The organism is Pseudomonas sp. BNK-30, assembly GCF_047456185.1.
Classification (GTDB): domain Bacteria; phylum Pseudomonadota; class Gammaproteobacteria; order Pseudomonadales; family Pseudomonadaceae; genus Aquipseudomonas; species Aquipseudomonas putida_E.
In genome coordinates this window covers 4,775,561-4,789,998 of record NZ_CP179904.1, presented here as the reverse complement: position 1 = coordinate 4,789,998, position 14,438 = coordinate 4,775,561, and the positions used below count along the sequence as shown (strand labels likewise).

Annotated in this window: 16 protein-coding genes; all 16 read right to left on the bottom strand. The window is 58.4% G+C overall.

Features of this window, described 5'->3' with window-relative positions; translation table 11 throughout:
• Nucleotides 1–13 precede the first annotated feature (13 nt).
• Nucleotides 14–874: a F0F1 ATP synthase subunit gamma gene (gene atpG / locus ACMGGN_RS22225; RefSeq protein WP_414156303.1), complete on the bottom strand. Its 861-nt coding sequence runs from the start codon at nucleotides 872–874 to the stop codon at nucleotides 14–16.
• Nucleotides 875–922: 48 nt separating this feature from the next.
• On the bottom strand, nucleotides 923–2,467 hold the full coding sequence (gene atpA, locus ACMGGN_RS22220) for a F0F1 ATP synthase subunit alpha (RefSeq protein WP_021785310.1): 1,545 nt from the start codon (nucleotides 2,465–2,467) through the stop codon (nucleotides 923–925).
• Between the two features lie 21 nt (nucleotides 2,468–2,488).
• Nucleotides 2,489–3,025, bottom strand: coding sequence for a F0F1 ATP synthase subunit delta (locus ACMGGN_RS22215; protein WP_003253191.1), 537 nt, complete (start codon nucleotides 3,023–3,025; stop codon nucleotides 2,489–2,491).
• 12 nt (nucleotides 3,026–3,037) lie between these two features.
• Nucleotides 3,038–3,508 carry a F0F1 ATP synthase subunit B gene (locus tag ACMGGN_RS22210; RefSeq protein ID WP_003253189.1) on the bottom strand — a complete coding sequence of 157 codons (471 nt, stop codon included), beginning with the start codon at nucleotides 3,506–3,508 and terminating at the stop codon, nucleotides 3,038–3,040.
• A gap of 56 nt (nucleotides 3,509–3,564) precedes the next feature.
• Complete coding sequence (gene atpE / locus ACMGGN_RS22205; RefSeq protein WP_003097235.1) at nucleotides 3,565–3,822, bottom strand: F0F1 ATP synthase subunit C; 258 nt, start codon at nucleotides 3,820–3,822, stop codon at nucleotides 3,565–3,567.
• A gap of 143 nt (nucleotides 3,823–3,965) precedes the next feature.
• The gene (gene atpB, locus ACMGGN_RS22200; protein WP_003260030.1) at nucleotides 3,966–4,835 is read right to left on the bottom strand and encodes a F0F1 ATP synthase subunit A; all 870 of its coding nucleotides are present in this window, start codon (nucleotides 4,833–4,835) and stop codon (nucleotides 3,966–3,968) included.
• Nucleotides 4,836–4,851: 16 nt separating this feature from the next.
• Complete coding sequence (locus ACMGGN_RS22195; RefSeq protein ID WP_012316950.1) at nucleotides 4,852–5,259, bottom strand: F0F1 ATP synthase subunit I; 408 nt, start codon at nucleotides 5,257–5,259, stop codon at nucleotides 4,852–4,854.
• A 149-nt stretch (nucleotides 5,260–5,408) separates the two neighbouring features.
• Nucleotides 5,409–6,281: a ParB/RepB/Spo0J family partition protein gene (locus ACMGGN_RS22190; RefSeq protein WP_046786784.1), complete on the bottom strand. Its 873-nt coding sequence runs from the start codon at nucleotides 6,279–6,281 to the stop codon at nucleotides 5,409–5,411.
• Nucleotides 6,282–6,290: 9 nt separating this feature from the next.
• Nucleotides 6,291–7,082, bottom strand: a complete 792-nt coding sequence (locus ACMGGN_RS22185) for a ParA family protein (protein WP_012316952.1) — start codon at nucleotides 7,080–7,082, stop codon at nucleotides 6,291–6,293.
• An 18-nt stretch (nucleotides 7,083–7,100) separates the two neighbouring features.
• Nucleotides 7,101–7,751 carry a 16S rRNA (guanine(527)-N(7))-methyltransferase RsmG gene (gene rsmG / locus ACMGGN_RS22180; protein ID WP_115273204.1) on the bottom strand — a complete coding sequence of 217 codons (651 nt, stop codon included), beginning with the start codon at nucleotides 7,749–7,751 and terminating at the stop codon, nucleotides 7,101–7,103.
• Nucleotides 7,748–9,640, bottom strand: coding sequence for a tRNA uridine-5-carboxymethylaminomethyl(34) synthesis enzyme MnmG (gene mnmG / locus ACMGGN_RS22175; RefSeq protein ID WP_012316954.1), 1,893 nt, complete (start codon nucleotides 9,638–9,640; stop codon nucleotides 7,748–7,750). The genes rsmG and mnmG overlap by 4 nt, the downstream gene beginning before the upstream one ends.
• Nucleotides 9,641–10,154: 514 nt before the next feature.
• Nucleotides 10,155–11,525: a tRNA uridine-5-carboxymethylaminomethyl(34) synthesis GTPase MnmE gene (gene mnmE, locus ACMGGN_RS22170; RefSeq protein WP_115273205.1), complete on the bottom strand. Its 1,371-nt coding sequence runs from the start codon at nucleotides 11,523–11,525 to the stop codon at nucleotides 10,155–10,157.
• 86 nt (nucleotides 11,526–11,611) lie between these two features.
• On the bottom strand, nucleotides 11,612–13,294 hold the full coding sequence (gene yidC / locus ACMGGN_RS22165; protein ID WP_012316956.1) for a membrane protein insertase YidC: 1,683 nt from the start codon (nucleotides 13,292–13,294) through the stop codon (nucleotides 11,612–11,614).
• Nucleotides 13,295–13,296: 2 nt separating this feature from the next.
• The gene (gene yidD, locus ACMGGN_RS22160) at nucleotides 13,297–13,542 is read right to left on the bottom strand and encodes a membrane protein insertion efficiency factor YidD (protein ID WP_174141100.1); all 246 of its coding nucleotides are present in this window, start codon (nucleotides 13,540–13,542) and stop codon (nucleotides 13,297–13,299) included.
• Nucleotides 13,535–13,939, bottom strand: coding sequence for a ribonuclease P protein component (gene rnpA, locus ACMGGN_RS22155; protein ID WP_080516507.1), 405 nt, complete (start codon nucleotides 13,937–13,939; stop codon nucleotides 13,535–13,537). The genes yidD and rnpA overlap by 8 nt, the downstream gene beginning before the upstream one ends.
• Nucleotides 13,940–13,952: 13 nt before the next feature.
• A complete protein-coding gene (rpmH, locus tag ACMGGN_RS22150; RefSeq protein ID WP_003253163.1) occupies nucleotides 13,953–14,087 on the bottom strand; it encodes a 50S ribosomal protein L34 in 135 nt (44 codons plus the stop codon).
• Between the last annotated feature and the right edge of the window lie 351 nt (nucleotides 14,088–14,438).

Genomic DNA, 14,438 nt, shown 5'->3' with positions numbered 1-14,438 from the left:
AATATGTGAACCGTTAAACCGCGGCAGCGCCGCCGACGATTTCCGAGATCTCCTGGGTGATCGCAGCCTGACGCGCCTTGTTGTAGATCAGCTGGAGCTCTTTGATCAAATCACCGGCGTTGTCTGTGGCGTTCTTCATCGCGATCATCCGGGCCGCTTGTTCAGCAGCGTTGTTCTCGACCACCGCCTGGTATACCTGCGACTCCACGTAACGCACCATCAAGCCGTCCAGCAGCTCTTTTGCGTCGGGTTCGTACAGGTAATCCCAGTGGTGCTTGAGTTCCTGATCCGGGGTTGCCACCAACGGTACCAATTGCTCGACCGCCGGCTTCTGGGTCATGGTATTGATGAACTTGTTCGAAACCACGCAGAGGCGATCGATACGGCCGTCCAGGTAGGCGTCCAGCATCACTTTGACGGAGCCGATCAGATCGTTGATCGATGGCTCTTCGCCCAAGTGGCTGATCGCGGCTACGACGTTGCCGCCAAAGATGCGGAAGAAAGTCGCACCCTTGCTGCCGATCACGCACAGGTCGATTTCCACGCCCTGTTCGCGGTTCGCGTTCATGTCCTTGACCAGGGCCTTGAACAGGTTGGTATTCAAGCCACCGCACAGACCACGGTCACTGCTCACCACAATATAACCGGCACGCTTTACAGGGCGCTCGATCATGAAGGGGTGGCGGTATTCCGGGTTGGCGTTGGCCAGATGACCGATCACCTGGCGGATACGCTCCGCGTAAGGACGGCTAGCAGCCATGCGCATTTGTGCCTTGCGCATCTTGCTGACCGCCACTTTCTCCATGGCGCTGGTAATTTTTTGCGTGCTTTTGATGCTCGCAATCTTACTGCGAATCTCTTTTGCGCCTGCCATGTATCACCTATCAGGTTAGCAAGCGGGGGCCTGAGCCCCCGCTGCGGCTTACCAGGTCTGGGTGGCCTTGAACTTCTCGATACCGGCTTTCAGGCCTGCGTCGATTTCGTCGTTGAAGTCACCCTTCACATTGATCTTCGCCATCAGTTCAGCGTGATCACGGTTGAAGAAGGCGATCAGTGCTTGCTCGAAGCTGCCGATCTTGGAGACTTCTACGTCAGTCAGGAAACCACGCTCAGCGGCGTACAGCGACAGGGCCATGTCCGCGATGGACATTGGCGCGTACTGCTTCTGCTTCATCAGCTCGGTAACGCGCTGACCATGCTCCAGCTGCTTGCGGGTCGCTTCGTCCAGATCGGAGGCGAACTGGGCGAATGCAGCCAGTTCACGGTACTGAGCCAGAGCGGTACGAATACCACCGGACAGCTTCTTGATGATCTTGGTCTGAGCAGCACCACCTACGCGGGATACCGAAACACCGGCGTTCACTGCAGGACGGATGCCCGAGTTGAACATGGCCGATTCCAGGAAGATCTGACCGTCGGTGATGGAAATCACGTTGGTCGGAACGAACGCGGAAACGTCGCCAGCCTGAGTTTCGATGATCGGCAGCGCAGTCAGGGAACCGGTTTTGCCAGTTACAGCACCGTTGGTGAACTTCTCGACGTACTCTTCCGAAACGCGCGATGCACGCTCCAGCAGGCGGGAGTGGAGATAGAACACGTCGCCTGGGTACGCTTCACGTCCTGGTGGACGGCGCAGCAGCAGGGAGATCTGACGGTAGGCAACGGCCTGCTTGGACAGGTCATCGTAAACGATCAGTGCGTCTTCGCCGCGGTCACGGAAGAACTCGCCCATGGTGCAACCGGCGTATGGCGCCAGGAATTGCAGTGCGGCGGATTCCGAAGCACTGGCAACCACCACGATGGTGTTGGCCAGGGCGCCGTTTTCTTCCAGCTTGCGAACGATGTTGGCAACGGTGGAACGCTTCTGGCCGACAGCAACATAAACGCAGAAAATACCGGAGTCTTTCTGGTTGATGATGGCGTCGATGGCCATGGCGGTCTTGCCGATCTGACGGTCACCGATGATCAGCTCACGCTGGCCACGGCCGACCGGGATCATGGCGTCGACGGACTTGTAGCCAGTCTGTACAGGCTGGTCTACCGACTTACGCCAGATCACGCCTGGAGCAACTTTCTCGACCGCGTCGGTCTCGGTGTTGCCCAGAGGACCTTTGCCATCGATCGGGTTGCCCAGTGCGTCGACTACGCGGCCCAGCAGTTCCTTACCAACCGGAACTTCCAGGATGCGGCCGGTGCACTTGGCGCTCATGCCTTCGGCGAGGGTGTCATAGGCACCCAGGATCACTGCACCTACGGAGTCTTGCTCCAGGTTCAGGGCCATGCCGTAGACGCCGCCAGGGAACTCGATCATTTCGCCGTACATGACGTCGGCCAGACCGTGGATCCGCACGATACCGTCGGAAACCGAAACGACGGTACCTTCGTTACGGGCTTGGGAGCTCACATCGAGGTTGTCGATGCGGCCCTTGATGATTTCACTAATTTCGGAAGGATTGAGTTGCTGCATTGCTCTGCTGCCCCTTCAAACTCAAGATTTCAATGCTTCGGCCAGTTTCGCGATTTTGCCGCGAACAGAGCCATCGATTACCAGGTCACCAGCGCGGATGACGACGCCGCCAATCAGGCTGGCATCCTCCGACGCGTGCAGGCGCACTTCCTGGCCTAACCGTGCACTGAGAACCTTGGCGAGTTTGTCTTGCTGTTCTTGGTTCAACGCGAAGGCACTGGTGACTTCCACGTCCACGGATTTCTCTTGCTCGGCCTTGTACAGGTCGAACAGAGCGGCAATCTCCGGCAGAAGCAGGAGACGGTCGTTTTCCGCGGCAACATGAATGAAATTCTGTGCCTGTGCATTGAACTTGTCACCGCACACGTCAATGAACGTGGCGGCCTTTTCTGCGCTCGTCAGTCGCGGGGCCTTGAGCAGGCGCTGCATGGTGTCGTCTTGCGACACCGCAGCAGCCAGGCCGAGCATGGCTGACCAATTGGCCAGTTGCTGATGGGCCTGGGCATGCTCAAAGGCAGCCTTAGCGTAAGGTCGGGCCAACGTGGTCAGTTCTGCCATGATCGCCCTCGCTTAAATTTCAGCGGCCAGTTTGTTAACCAGCTCCGCATGCGCGTTTTGATCGATTGTGGCGCCAAGGATCTTTTCAGCACCGCCAACGGCCAGGGCACCCACTTGGGCACGCAGGGCGTCTTTGGCACTGTTCAGTTCCTGTTCGATCTCGGCCAGAGCCTGAGCCTTCACACGGTCAGCTTCGACGCGGGCCTGTTCACGGGCTTCCTCGACAAGCTGAGCAGCGCGTTTCTTGCTTTGCTCAATGATTTCGGCTGCCTGTGCTTTAGCTTCACGCAGTTGCTGACCCGCTTTCTCTTGGGCCAGCTCCAGGTCGCGAGCTGCGCGGTTGGCAGCGTCCAAGCCGTCGGCAATCTTCTTTTGGCGCTCTTGCAGAGCAGTGATGACCGGAGGCCATACATACTTCATGCAGAAGAGTACAAAAATCAGGAAAGCAACGGATTGGCCAATCAGGGTTGCATTAATGTTCACGCCAACACCTCGCTCGGTCTTAATTCATACAGCCATCAACTCGTGAATACGAGTGATTAGCCGGCGATCTGACCAACGAACGGATTCGCGAAGGTGAAGAACAGAGCGATACCAACACCGATCATGGTTACGGCGTCGAGCAGACCGGCAACGATGAACATTTTGACCTGCAGCATCGGAACCATCTCAGGCTGACGAGCAGCGCCTTCCAGGAATTTGCCGCCCAGCAGGCCGAAACCAATGGCGGTACCCAGAGCACCCAGGCCGATCAGCAGAGCAACAGCGATAGCGGTCAGACCAACTACAGTTTCCATCTTTCCTCCCGACTTTTACGTCGTATTGGTTAGGTTTTTAGTTTGAAGCGGTAAAACAAATCGTTTGGAACAGCTGCCCTTGCGGACTTTTAAAGCCCTCCCCCCAAACGAGCGGGGAAGGCTATCAGACACGCCAGGCGGTCTTAATGGTTATCTTCGTGAGCCATCGACAGGTAGACGATGGTAAGCATCATGAAGATGAAAGCTTGCAGGGTGATGATCAGGATGTGGAACACAGCCCACGCCCACTGCAGCACCACACCCAGGCCGCTCAGCCACAGAAGGCCGGAGCCGAACATCACGGCGATCAGGATGAACACCAGCTCGCCGGCGTACATGTTGCCGAACAGTCGCAGCGCCAGCGAGATCGGCTTGGCGATCAGGGTGACGAACTCGAGCAGGAAGTTGACCGGAATCAGCAGGATCTGCACGAAGATGTTCTTGCTGCCGAACGGGTGCAGGGTCAGCTCACCGATGAAGCCGCCCAGGCCCTTGACCTTGATGCTGTAGAAGATGATCAGGGCGAACACGCAGAAGGCCATTGCCAGCGTCGCGTTCGGGTCGGTGGTCGACACGGCGCGGAACGGAATGTGCGGATCACCGGAAATCAGGATGGCCAGCTGAGGAATCCAGTCGACCGGTACCAGGTCGACGGCGTTCATCAGGAATACCCAGACGAAGATGGTCAGTGCCAGCGGCGCAATCACCGGGCTACGGCCGTGGAAGGAGTCCTTCACGCTGCCGTTGACGAAATCGACCATCACTTCGACGAAGTTCTGCAGACCGCCAGGCTGGCCGGAGGTCGCCTTCTTCGCCGCCATGCGGAAGATGAACAGGAAGATCAGACCCAGCGCGACGGACCAACCCAGGGTGTCCAGGTGGAACGCCCAGAAGCCCATTGCCTTGGCTTCTGCAGCCGAATGGGCGAAGCCCCAGCTGCCGTCTGGTAGTTGACCGTAGGTCAGGTTCTGCAAGTGGTGCTGGATATAGCCCGAAGCGGTTTCTGCTGCCATGGTTGCCTCAAACGCCCTAAGGTCTCGAAAGTCTTTTATTCATCAGCAGGGGCGCAAACCAGCTGACCAAAAGGGTCAACACGAAGACGCCGAAGACTGCTAACGGCGCCAGTGGCTTCACTCCTGCGAAGGTCAGTGCGAACAGCACTGCCGTCAAAATCATCTTGCCGGCCTCGCCTGCGTAAAACGACTTGACGATGGCCTGCGCCGCCCGGGCTCCGCTAAAGCGAAAAGCCTTCCAGGCGAAATACATATTGGGCAGCCAGGCAATCAAACCTCCGCAGAGACCTGAATATCCACTGACTGCCCCTTTCCACTGCCACAACACCAATGTTGCCAGCAGCAGCACGACAAATTGAGCCAGCAGTACCGGAAAAACCGCCCAGCGATGGAAAGGCAGGCGGTTTGGCGTGCGGATTTCCATCACAACTGCTCCTCAGAAGTCGACCAACAAGTCAGTAACGACTTGGCATAAATTGTGCCGACAAAATGCGCGCAGAGTATAGGGGTGGATTAACCCCTATTCAACTCTTGGGTAGTGATTTCCGACTGCGCGCTACAACTGGAATTGTTTCAGCGGATGTGAGCAAGGACGCCCTGCAACTCGTCGAGCGAGTTATAGCGAATAACCAACTGGCCTTTTCCCTTGTTTCCGTGACGAATCTGCACCGCGGAGCCCAGGCGCTCTGCGAGCCTCTGTTCAAGGCGCTCGATATCCGGATCAGGTTTGCTCGGTTCTACCGGGTCAGGTTTGCCACTGAGCCACTGGCGCACCAGTGCCTCGGTTTGGCGCACGGTAAGCCCACGTGCGACAACATGACGCGCCCCTTCTTCCTGGCGATCTTCTTCAAGACCGAGCAAAGCACGTGCGTGGCCCATCTCCAGATCACCATGGGCAAGCATGGTCTTGATCGCTTCAGGCAGCGAGATCAGGCGCAGCAGATTGGCCACGGTAACCCGCGACTTGCCTACGGCATCGGCTACCTGCTGCTGGGTCAGTTCGAACTCCTGTTGCAGGCGCTGCAGGGCCAGGGCCTCTTCCAACGGGTTGAGGTCCTCTCGCTGGATGTTCTCGATGAGGGCCATGGCGATGGCCGCTTCATCAGGCACTTCCCGCACCATCGCCGGGACGGTGTCCAGGCCAGCCTGCTGCGTGGCCCTCCAGCGGCGCTCACCGGCAATGATCTCGTAGCGGTTGCCATCGATCGGGCGCACCACGATCGGCTGCATCACACCGTGCGTGCGAATCGAGTGCGCCAGTTCTTCCAGCGCCTGCGGATCCATGTCACGGCGCGGCTGGTATTTACCGCGCTGGATCAACTCGACCGGCAGGTGTTGCAGTTCTTTCTGGTCGATCTTGACAGCCTGCTCTTCGAGCGCGCTGACGGAAGGACCACTGAGCAGTGCATCCAACCCACGTCCGAGACCCCGTTTCTTAACGGCCATGCGGATTCCTTAAGTTGTTTGTGCAGTGCGTGATTGACGGCGTTGACGGCGAACCAGTTCCCCGGCCAGGGCCAGATAGGCCAGTGCGCCACGCGATTGCTTGTCGTAGGCCAGCGCCGGCATGCCAAAGCTCGGTGCCTCGGCCAAGCGGATGTTGCGCGGAATGACGGTATCGTAAAGCTGCTCGCCGAAGTGCTCCTTGAGCTGCGCCGATACATCGTTGTTCAGGCTAAGACGCGGGTCGTACATGGTGCGCAGCAGCCCTTCGATCTTCAGCTCCGGGTTCAGACGGGCGGCAATGCGCTTGATGTTATCCACAAGGTCGCTGAGACCTTCCAGTGCGTAATACTCGCACTGCATCGGAATGATCACGCCATCGGAGGCGACCAGGGCATTGAGCGTCAGCATCGACAGCGACGGTGGGCAATCGATGAGGATGAAGTCGTAATTCTCGCGGATAGGCGCCAGGGCGTTGCGCAGGCGGCTCTCCTTGACCTGCATTTCCAGCAGCACCACTTCCGCGGCAGTCAGGTCGCGGTTGGCCGGCAGCAACTGGAAGCCACCATGCTCGGAGTAGTGCATGGCCTGGGCAAGGTCGCATTCCCCGATCAGCAGGTCGTAGACCGAGTGTTCGAGTTCGTGTTTGTCCACACCGCTGCCCATGGTGGCGTTGCCCTGCGGATCGAGGTCGATCAGCAGCACACGACGCTTGGTCGCAGCCAGCGATGCGGCGAGATTGATACAGGTGGTGGTTTTACCCACTCCACCTTTCTGGTTCGCGATTGCGAATACCTTAGCCATTGTTGCGTGTGTTCCCAGTCATGCCTTGCGGCGCAGTATCAGCAGATGGCGCTGGCCCTGGCAACCTGGAACGGTCAGGGCCTGCTCGCTTTCCACTGTGAAGTCTGCGGGCAATGCTACCAGTTCATCGGCAGGATGCAGCCCCTTCATTGCAAGCCATTGCGTCCCGGTGTCGCCCAAGTGGCGGGTCCAGTTGGTGAAGTTCTCCATGCTGCTGAAGGCGCGAGAGATGATGCCCTTGAACGGCTGTGCTGGCTGGAAGGCCTCGACCCGGCTGTGGATAACCGTGAGGTTGTCCAGTTTCAGCTCCATCTTCACCTGGGTGAGGAAGCGGGTTTTCTTGCCGTTGGCGTCCAGCACGGTTACGCGTTTGTGCGGATGCAGGATAGCCAATGGAATCCCGGGCATGCCACCGCCGCTGCCGACATCGAGCCAGCTATCGCGATCGCTGTGGATAAAACCCATTACGCTGAGGCTGTCCAGCAGATGGCGCGAAACCATCTCGTTCGGGTCGCGCACGGCCGTCAGGTTGTAGGCTTTGTTCCATTTGATCAACAGGGCCAGGTAGCCAAGCAGCCGTTCGTGCTGCTCGGCGCTCAGCTCGACACCGAGCTGGCGTGCACCTGTGGACAACTCTTCAGCGTGTTGCGGGGTGACCAGGGAACTCAAGCGCTTTGCTCCAATTCGCGGCCAGCGCCGCGTTTTTTCAGATGTATCAACAACAGGGAAATTGCCGCTGGTGTCACGCCAGGGATCCGCGAAGCCTGGCCCAGCGTCTGCGGGCGAGTCTGGCCGAGCTTGCCCTGGATTTCCTTGGACAGGCCGGAAATCGAGGTGTAGTCGATATCCACAGGCAGGCAGGTGTCTTCACTGGCACGCAGGCGAGCGATCTCGTCCTGCTGGCGATCGATGTAGCCAGCGTACTTGGTCTTGATTTCGACCTGTTCGGCAACCTGTGGATCGATCTGTTCGCCGCCGGTCGCTTCGATCAGCCCGGCGTAGTCCACTTCCGGTCGCGCCAGCAGGTTGAGCAGGCTGTATTCGTGGCTCAGCGGGGTACCGAACTTATCCACAACGGCCTGGCCCTGCGGTGTATTCGGGCGTACCCAGGTCGATTTCAAGCGCTGTTCCTCACGCTCGATGCCGTCACGCTTGGCGCAGAACGCGGCCCAGCGCTGGTCGTCGATCAGACCAAGCTCACGACCTTTCTCGGTCAGGCGCAGGTCGGCGTTGTCTTCGCGCAGGATCAACCGGTATTCGGCTCGCGAAGTGAACATGCGGTACGGCTCCTGGGTACCCAGGGTAATCAGGTCGTCGACCAGCACTCCGATGTACGCCTCGTCACGGCGCGGGCACCAGCTTTCGCGGCCCTGCGCGCGCAGTGCGGCGTTGGTACCGGCCAGCAGGCCTTGGGCGCCGGCTTCTTCGTAACCGGTAGTGCCGTTGATCTGGCCAGCGAAGAACAAGCCACCGATAACCTTGGTCTCGAGGCTGTACTTGAGGTCACGCGGATCGAAGTAGTCGTATTCGATGGCATAGCCCGGGCGCACGATGTGCGCATTTTCCATACCGCGAATCGAGCGCACCAGCTCCAGCTGCACGTCAAACGGCAGCGAAGTGGAAATGCCGTTGGGGTACAGCTCATGGGTGGTCAGGCCTTCCGGCTCGATGAACACCTGATGGCTTTCCTTGTCGGCAAAGCGATGGATCTTGTCCTCGATCGACGGGCAGTAACGCGGGCCGACACCTTCGATGACGCCCGAGTACATCGGCGAACGGTCGAGGTTCGAAGCGATGATTTCGTGGGTACGCGCATTGGTGTGGGTAATCCAGCAGCTGACCTGACGCGGGTGCATCGCGGCGTTGCCCATGAACGACATGACCGGGATTGGTGTGTCGCCCGGCTGCTCGGTCATCACCGAAAAGTCCACCGAACGACCGTCGATACGCGGAGGTGTACCGGTTTTCAGACGACCGACGCGCAGCGGTAATTCACGCATGCGGTGGGCCAAGGCAATCGACGGTGGATCGCCAGCGCGGCCGCCGGAATGGTTCTGCAGGCCGATGTGGATAAGGCCACCCAGGAAAGTGCCGGTCGTGAGCACCACCGAATCGGCGAAGAACCGCAGCCCCATTTGCGTAACCACGCCTTTGACCTGGTCTTGCTCGACGATCAGGTCGTCACAGGACTGCTGGAATATCCACAGATTTGGCTGGTTTTCCAGGATTTCGCGAACCACGGCCTTGTAGATGGCGCGGTCGGCCTGTGCACGGGTGGCGCGAACAGCCGGGCCCTTGCGGTTGTTCAACACGCGGAACTGGATGCCGCTCTTGTCAGTGGCCAGTGCCATGGCACCGCCGAGCGCATCGATCTCTTTGACTAGATGGCTTTTACCGATGCCACCGATGGCCGGGTTGCAGCTCATGTGACCGAGGGTTTCCACGTTATGGGTCAGCAGCAGGGTTTTCACACCCATGCGTGCAGACGCAAGCGCAGCCTCGGTACCGGCATGGCCGCCGCCGATGACGATCACTTCAAAACGGGAAGGGAAATCCACCACGCACCTCGTGCCTGTTTTTGCGAATAGAGAAGGTAAGCGGACAAGTATAGGGACTTCACCCCCTCTAAAGAAACCTTTTGCGCAAATTTTGACCAGGCTGTGGATGAGTGGCTGATAACAGAAACTAGAGAGAAGAAATTTAAAAAAGCTTTGTTTTTATGTTTATTCTTATGCACGCACCAATCTGTGGATAACGTTCTACATCCCTCTGGATTCGCCATGTAGAAGAAAATTAAACCCTGTGGTTGGAGTGCCATGAGGGCTATGGATAACCGGATTTAGCCTGTGGATGAAATGCCTACTTACCCACAGGGCAGGTTTTCCTCAGAAAAAAAGCATGCTTATCAACGGAGCTGAAGCCGACTTTTCCACAGGGCTCATGAGCGCTTTTTCAGGCCGGTGATTAAAAATCTGCAGCTACAAAACCCTGTACGAGACGCCCGAGCCCCAAATCTCAGGCAAAAAAAAGCCGCTCCAGGAAGAGCGGCGTCGTGAATGGTTTGGCTAAAAGCTACTTACCGATGCAGAAACTAGAGAAAATCCGCCCCAGCAGGTCATCCGAACTGAACGCGCCCGTGATTTCCCCCAGCGCGTGCTGGGCCTGGCGCAGGTCCTCAGCCAACAGCTCTCCGGCCCCCGCCAAGGTCAATTGCGCACGACCGTGCTCCAGATGAGCACTGGCCTGGCGCAGGGCATCGAGGTGCCTCCGGCGTGCGCTGAAGCCACTCTCTGCAGTCTGTTCATAACCCATGCAGGCTTTGAGGTGATCGCGTAACAGCAGCAAGCCCTGATCGTCACCTTTGGCGCTCAAGGTGATGGTTACATGACCGTCATCGCACTGTTCCAGCCCTACGGGTTCGCCGCTGAGGTCGGCTTTGTTGCGAATCAGTGTGACCTTGCCCGGATCAGGCCTTTGATCAAGAAACTCCGGCCACAGGGCGAACGGATCACTGGCCTCAGGGGCGGTGGAGTCGACCACCAACAACACTCTGTCGGCTTCGCCTATGGCCTTGAGTGCGCGCTCGACGCCTATCTTTTCCACATGGTCGTCGGTGTCGCGCAAACCGGCCGTATCGACGACGTGCAGCGGCATGCCATCGATGTGGATATGTTCACGCAGGATATCCCGCGTAGTACCTGCGATGTCGGTGACGATTGCCGCCTCACGACCGGCCAGTTGATTCAGCAGGCTCGATTTGCCTGCATTCGGCCTGCCGGCGATCACCACCGTCATGCCGTCACGAAGCAGCGCACCCTGCCCGGCCTCACGCTGCACTGTGGACAACTCGGCACGCACTGAGTCGAGCATCGACAGGACGTGGCCATCGGCAAGAAAGTCGATTTCCTCCTCGGGGAAGTCGATCGCTGCCTCGACATAGATCCGCAGCGCGATCAGTGCTTCAGTCAGGCTGTGCACACGTTTGGAGAACTCCCCTTGCAACGAGCGCAGGGCGTTGCGTGCTGCCTGGCTGGAGCTGGCTTCGATCAGGTCGGCAATCGCTTCGGCCTGGGCCAGGTCGAGCTTGTCGTTGAGAAACGCCCGCTCACTGAACTCACCCGGGCGGGCCAAGCGGCAACCCACCTGCACGCAGCGTTGCAACAGCATGTCCAGTACGACCGGGCCACCATGCCCCTGCAATTCGAGCACGTCCTCACCGGTGAACGAGTTGGGTCCGGGGAAGAACAGTGCAATACCTTCATCCAGCACCAGCCCTTCCTGGTCGCGAAATGGGCCGTAATGGGCATGGCGCGGTGTCAGTGTGCGGCCGGTTATGAGCTGGCCAGCCTTGGCCGCCAATGGGCCGGACAGCCTGACAATACCCACCCCTCCACGTCCTTGTGCGGTTGCGATGGCAGCGATGGTTTCACGCACAGTGTTCATGCTCGAAAGCCTCTACGACAAAAACGACAGATAGCAAAAACGCCCCCGAGGGGGCGTTTTTATTCACAGGCTAGCGCAGTAGCCCGTCAAGCAGCAGCTTTTTTGGTCGCTGCTTCAATACGGCGGGTGATGTACCACTGCTGCGAAATCGACAGGCAGTTGTTCACAACCCAGTACAGCACCAGGCCAGCCGGGAACCACAGGAAGAAGAAGGTGAAGATGATCGGCATCATTTTCATCACCTTGGCCTGCATCGGATCCGGCGGCGTCGGGTTCAGGCGCTGCTGGATGAACATGGTAGCGCCCATGATGATCGGCAGGATGAAGAACGGATCCTTGATCGACAGGTCGGTGATCCACAGCATCCATGGGGCCTGGCGCATCTCGACGCTTTCCAGCAGCACCCAGTACAGGGCCAGGAACACCGGCATCTGTACCAGGATCGGCAAGCATCCACCCAGTGGGTTGATCTTCTCTTTCTTGTACAGCTCCATCATCGCCTGGGACATCTTCTGGCGATCGTCACCGAAGCGTTCCTTCAGTGCGGCGAGCTTCGGCGCCACGGCACGCATGCGCGCCATCGAGCGGTAGCTGGCGGCCGACAGCGGGAAGAACAGGCCCTTGATGAGCATGGTCAGGACAATGATCGACCAGCCCCAGTTACCCAGCAGGCTGTGGATATGTTGCAGCAACCAGAAGATCGGCTGGGCAATGAACCACAGGAAGCCGTAATCGACGGTCAGTTCCAGGCCTGGGGACAATTCCTTGAGCTTGGACTGGATCTTCGGGCCGGCATACAGCATGGCGCTGGTTTCGGCCTTGCCGCCAGCCGGTACGCTGATGGCCGGGCCGGTGTAGCCGATGATGTAGTTGCCCTGGCTGTCCTTGCGGGTCTGGACGACATTGTTGTCCGACTTGGCAGGGATCCAGGCAGTTACGAAGTAGTGCTGCAGCCAGGCAACCCAGCCGCCAGACACATTTTCTTTCAAACTACCTTTGTCGATGTCCTTCATCGACACTTTCTTGTACGGCTCGCCAGCTGTCCACAGGGCAGCACCCAGGTAGGTGGCGGTACCGGTGGCGGTGCTCGAGGACGGATCACCACTGGCGTCACGCTTGAGCTGGGCAAACATGTTGCCGCTCCAGGCCTGGCCGCTCTGGTTGTCGATCAGGTAGCTGACGGACAGGTCGTACTCACCGCGCTTGAAGCTGAAGCGCTTGATGTAGTTCACACCGTTGTCGCTGAACTTCAGGTCGACCACCAGTTGTTCCTGGCCATCAGCCAGCTGGAAGGACTTCTGCTCTGCGGCGTACAGCGGACGGCCGGTGGAGCGCGCATCCGGGCCGTTGGCACCGGTCAGGCCGCTCTGGGCCAGATATACGCGCTCGCCACCGTTGTCGAACAGCTGGAACGGAATGTCCGGATGATCCTGGCGACGCGGGTACTTCGGCAGGTTCAGCTGGACGATGTCACCGCCGACTGGATCGATAGCCAGTTCCAGGACATCGGTCTTGACCCGGATGAGATCCTTGCTGAGTGCAACAGGTGCCAGTTCGGCAGGGCTCGACTCGGCGTTGGCGCTCGGTACATCGGCGCTGGCGCCGTTGTTAGCGGCCGGTACGCCATCGGGCAGGCCCGGAGCAACAGTGCTGGCAGCAGTATTCTGAGTCGGCAAGGCAGCCTGGCCGTAGTCATCGTTCCACTTCAGGACCATGACGTAGGACACGATTGCCAGGGCGGCGATCAGGATCGTGCGTTTAATATCCATGATTACTCGGCTATCGAAGAAGTTCGGGAGGAAGGCGCGGGGGGAACGGGATCGAAACCGCCGTCGTTCCACGGATGACAACGCCCCAGGCGACGAACGGTTAGCCACCCGCCACGCAAGAGGCCATGGGTTTCTATGGCTTCCAACGCATAACAGGAGCAACTGGGGTAGAAACGACAGTGGCTGGCCATCAGAGGACTGATGGCGTAACGGTAAAACTGGATCGGAATGAGTGCCAGTTTACGCATCTTGGCTGTCTACCCCTGCGGAATCGGCGTTAGCCGCTGGAGTGGGCCGGCTGCGCGCCAGGCGTTTCCAGAGCTTGCCAAAGTGTTGGTGCAATTCCGGGTTTTCTATCTCACCCAATCCCTTGCGCGCGACGATCACTATGTCCAGGCCAGCGAGCATTTGCTGGTGCAGACGGAAGGAATCGCGCATCAAGCGCTTGAGGCGATTGCGTTGAACGGCAAGTTTGACGCTCTTCTTGCCAATCACCAAGCCAAGGCGTGGATGATCGAGACCGTTCTCGCGAGCAAGGATCAGCAGGTTTTTCCCTGGAACCTTGCCGGTTGGGGAGTCGAAGACCGCTTTGAAATGCCGGGGTGTAAGCAGTCGCTTTTCCCGACTGAAGTCCTGACTCACCACCTTTGCCGAAGAATCAAATGGCCAGACGCTTACGGCCTTTGGCACGACGACGCGACAGAACAGCACGGCCGTTCTTGGTAGCCATACGGGCACGGAAGCCGTGGGTGCGAGCGCGCTTGATGGTGCTTGGTTGGAAAGTACGTTTCATGGCGTGTTACCTGGTTTGTCGACAACGGGCCGGAATGGCCCCCTTTTTAAGAGATCGGCGATTCTAGAGAAAGCAAGCCAATAGGTCAATTTCCAACCAGCCTTTCCTTATGGAAGGTGCTTTCAGCGATCGAGCGGGGCGGCGTCTGGTCGGGCAGGCAAACGGATGACAAAACTAAAAAAAAGAAGAGACATATAAAAAGCTTTTTTGAATAACTTATAAATCTTAGGTGGATAAGTTTCTGTGGATAACCTTCTGCAGGCCAAAGATTACGGGCTGTACAGCGATCAGAAACATTGTCCACAACCCGTGCTGCGCTTGTGCTGGGCCTGCGTACAGCCTGTGGATGAA

Coding starts and splice junctions, on each gene's coding strand:
- atpB (WP_003260030.1), bottom strand. CDS start 4,835: ATGGCAGCAGAAACCGCTTCGGGCTATATCCAGCACCACTTGCAGAAC.
- yidC (WP_012316956.1), bottom strand. CDS start 13,294: ATGGATATTAAACGCACGATCCTGATCGCCGCCCTGGCAATCGTGTCC.
- ACMGGN_RS22190 (WP_046786784.1), bottom strand. CDS start 6,281: ATGGCCGTTAAGAAACGGGGTCTCGGACGTGGGTTGGATGCACTGCTC.
- atpG (WP_414156303.1), bottom strand. CDS start 874: ATGGCAGGCGCAAAAGAGATTCGCAGTAAGATTGCGAGCATCAAAAGC.
- atpA (WP_021785310.1), bottom strand. CDS start 2,467: ATGCAGCAACTCAATCCTTCCGAAATTAGTGAAATCATCAAGGGCCGC.
- ACMGGN_RS22195 (WP_012316950.1), bottom strand. CDS start 5,259: ATGGAAATCCGCACGCCAAACCGCCTGCCTTTCCATCGCTGGGCGGTT.
- mnmE (WP_115273205.1), bottom strand. CDS start 11,525: ATGAACACTGTGCGTGAAACCATCGCTGCCATCGCAACCGCACAAGGA.
- yidD (WP_174141100.1), bottom strand. CDS start 13,542: ATGCGTAAACTGGCACTCATTCCGATCCAGTTTTACCGTTACGCCATC.
- rpmH (WP_003253163.1), bottom strand. CDS start 14,087: ATGAAACGTACTTTCCAACCAAGCACCATCAAGCGCGCTCGCACCCAC.
- ACMGGN_RS22185 (WP_012316952.1), bottom strand. CDS start 7,082: ATGGCTAAGGTATTCGCAATCGCGAACCAGAAAGGTGGAGTGGGTAAA.
- ACMGGN_RS22215 (WP_003253191.1), bottom strand. CDS start 3,025: ATGGCAGAACTGACCACGTTGGCCCGACCTTACGCTAAGGCTGCCTTT.
- atpE (WP_003097235.1), bottom strand. CDS start 3,822: ATGGAAACTGTAGTTGGTCTGACCGCTATCGCTGTTGCTCTGCTGATC.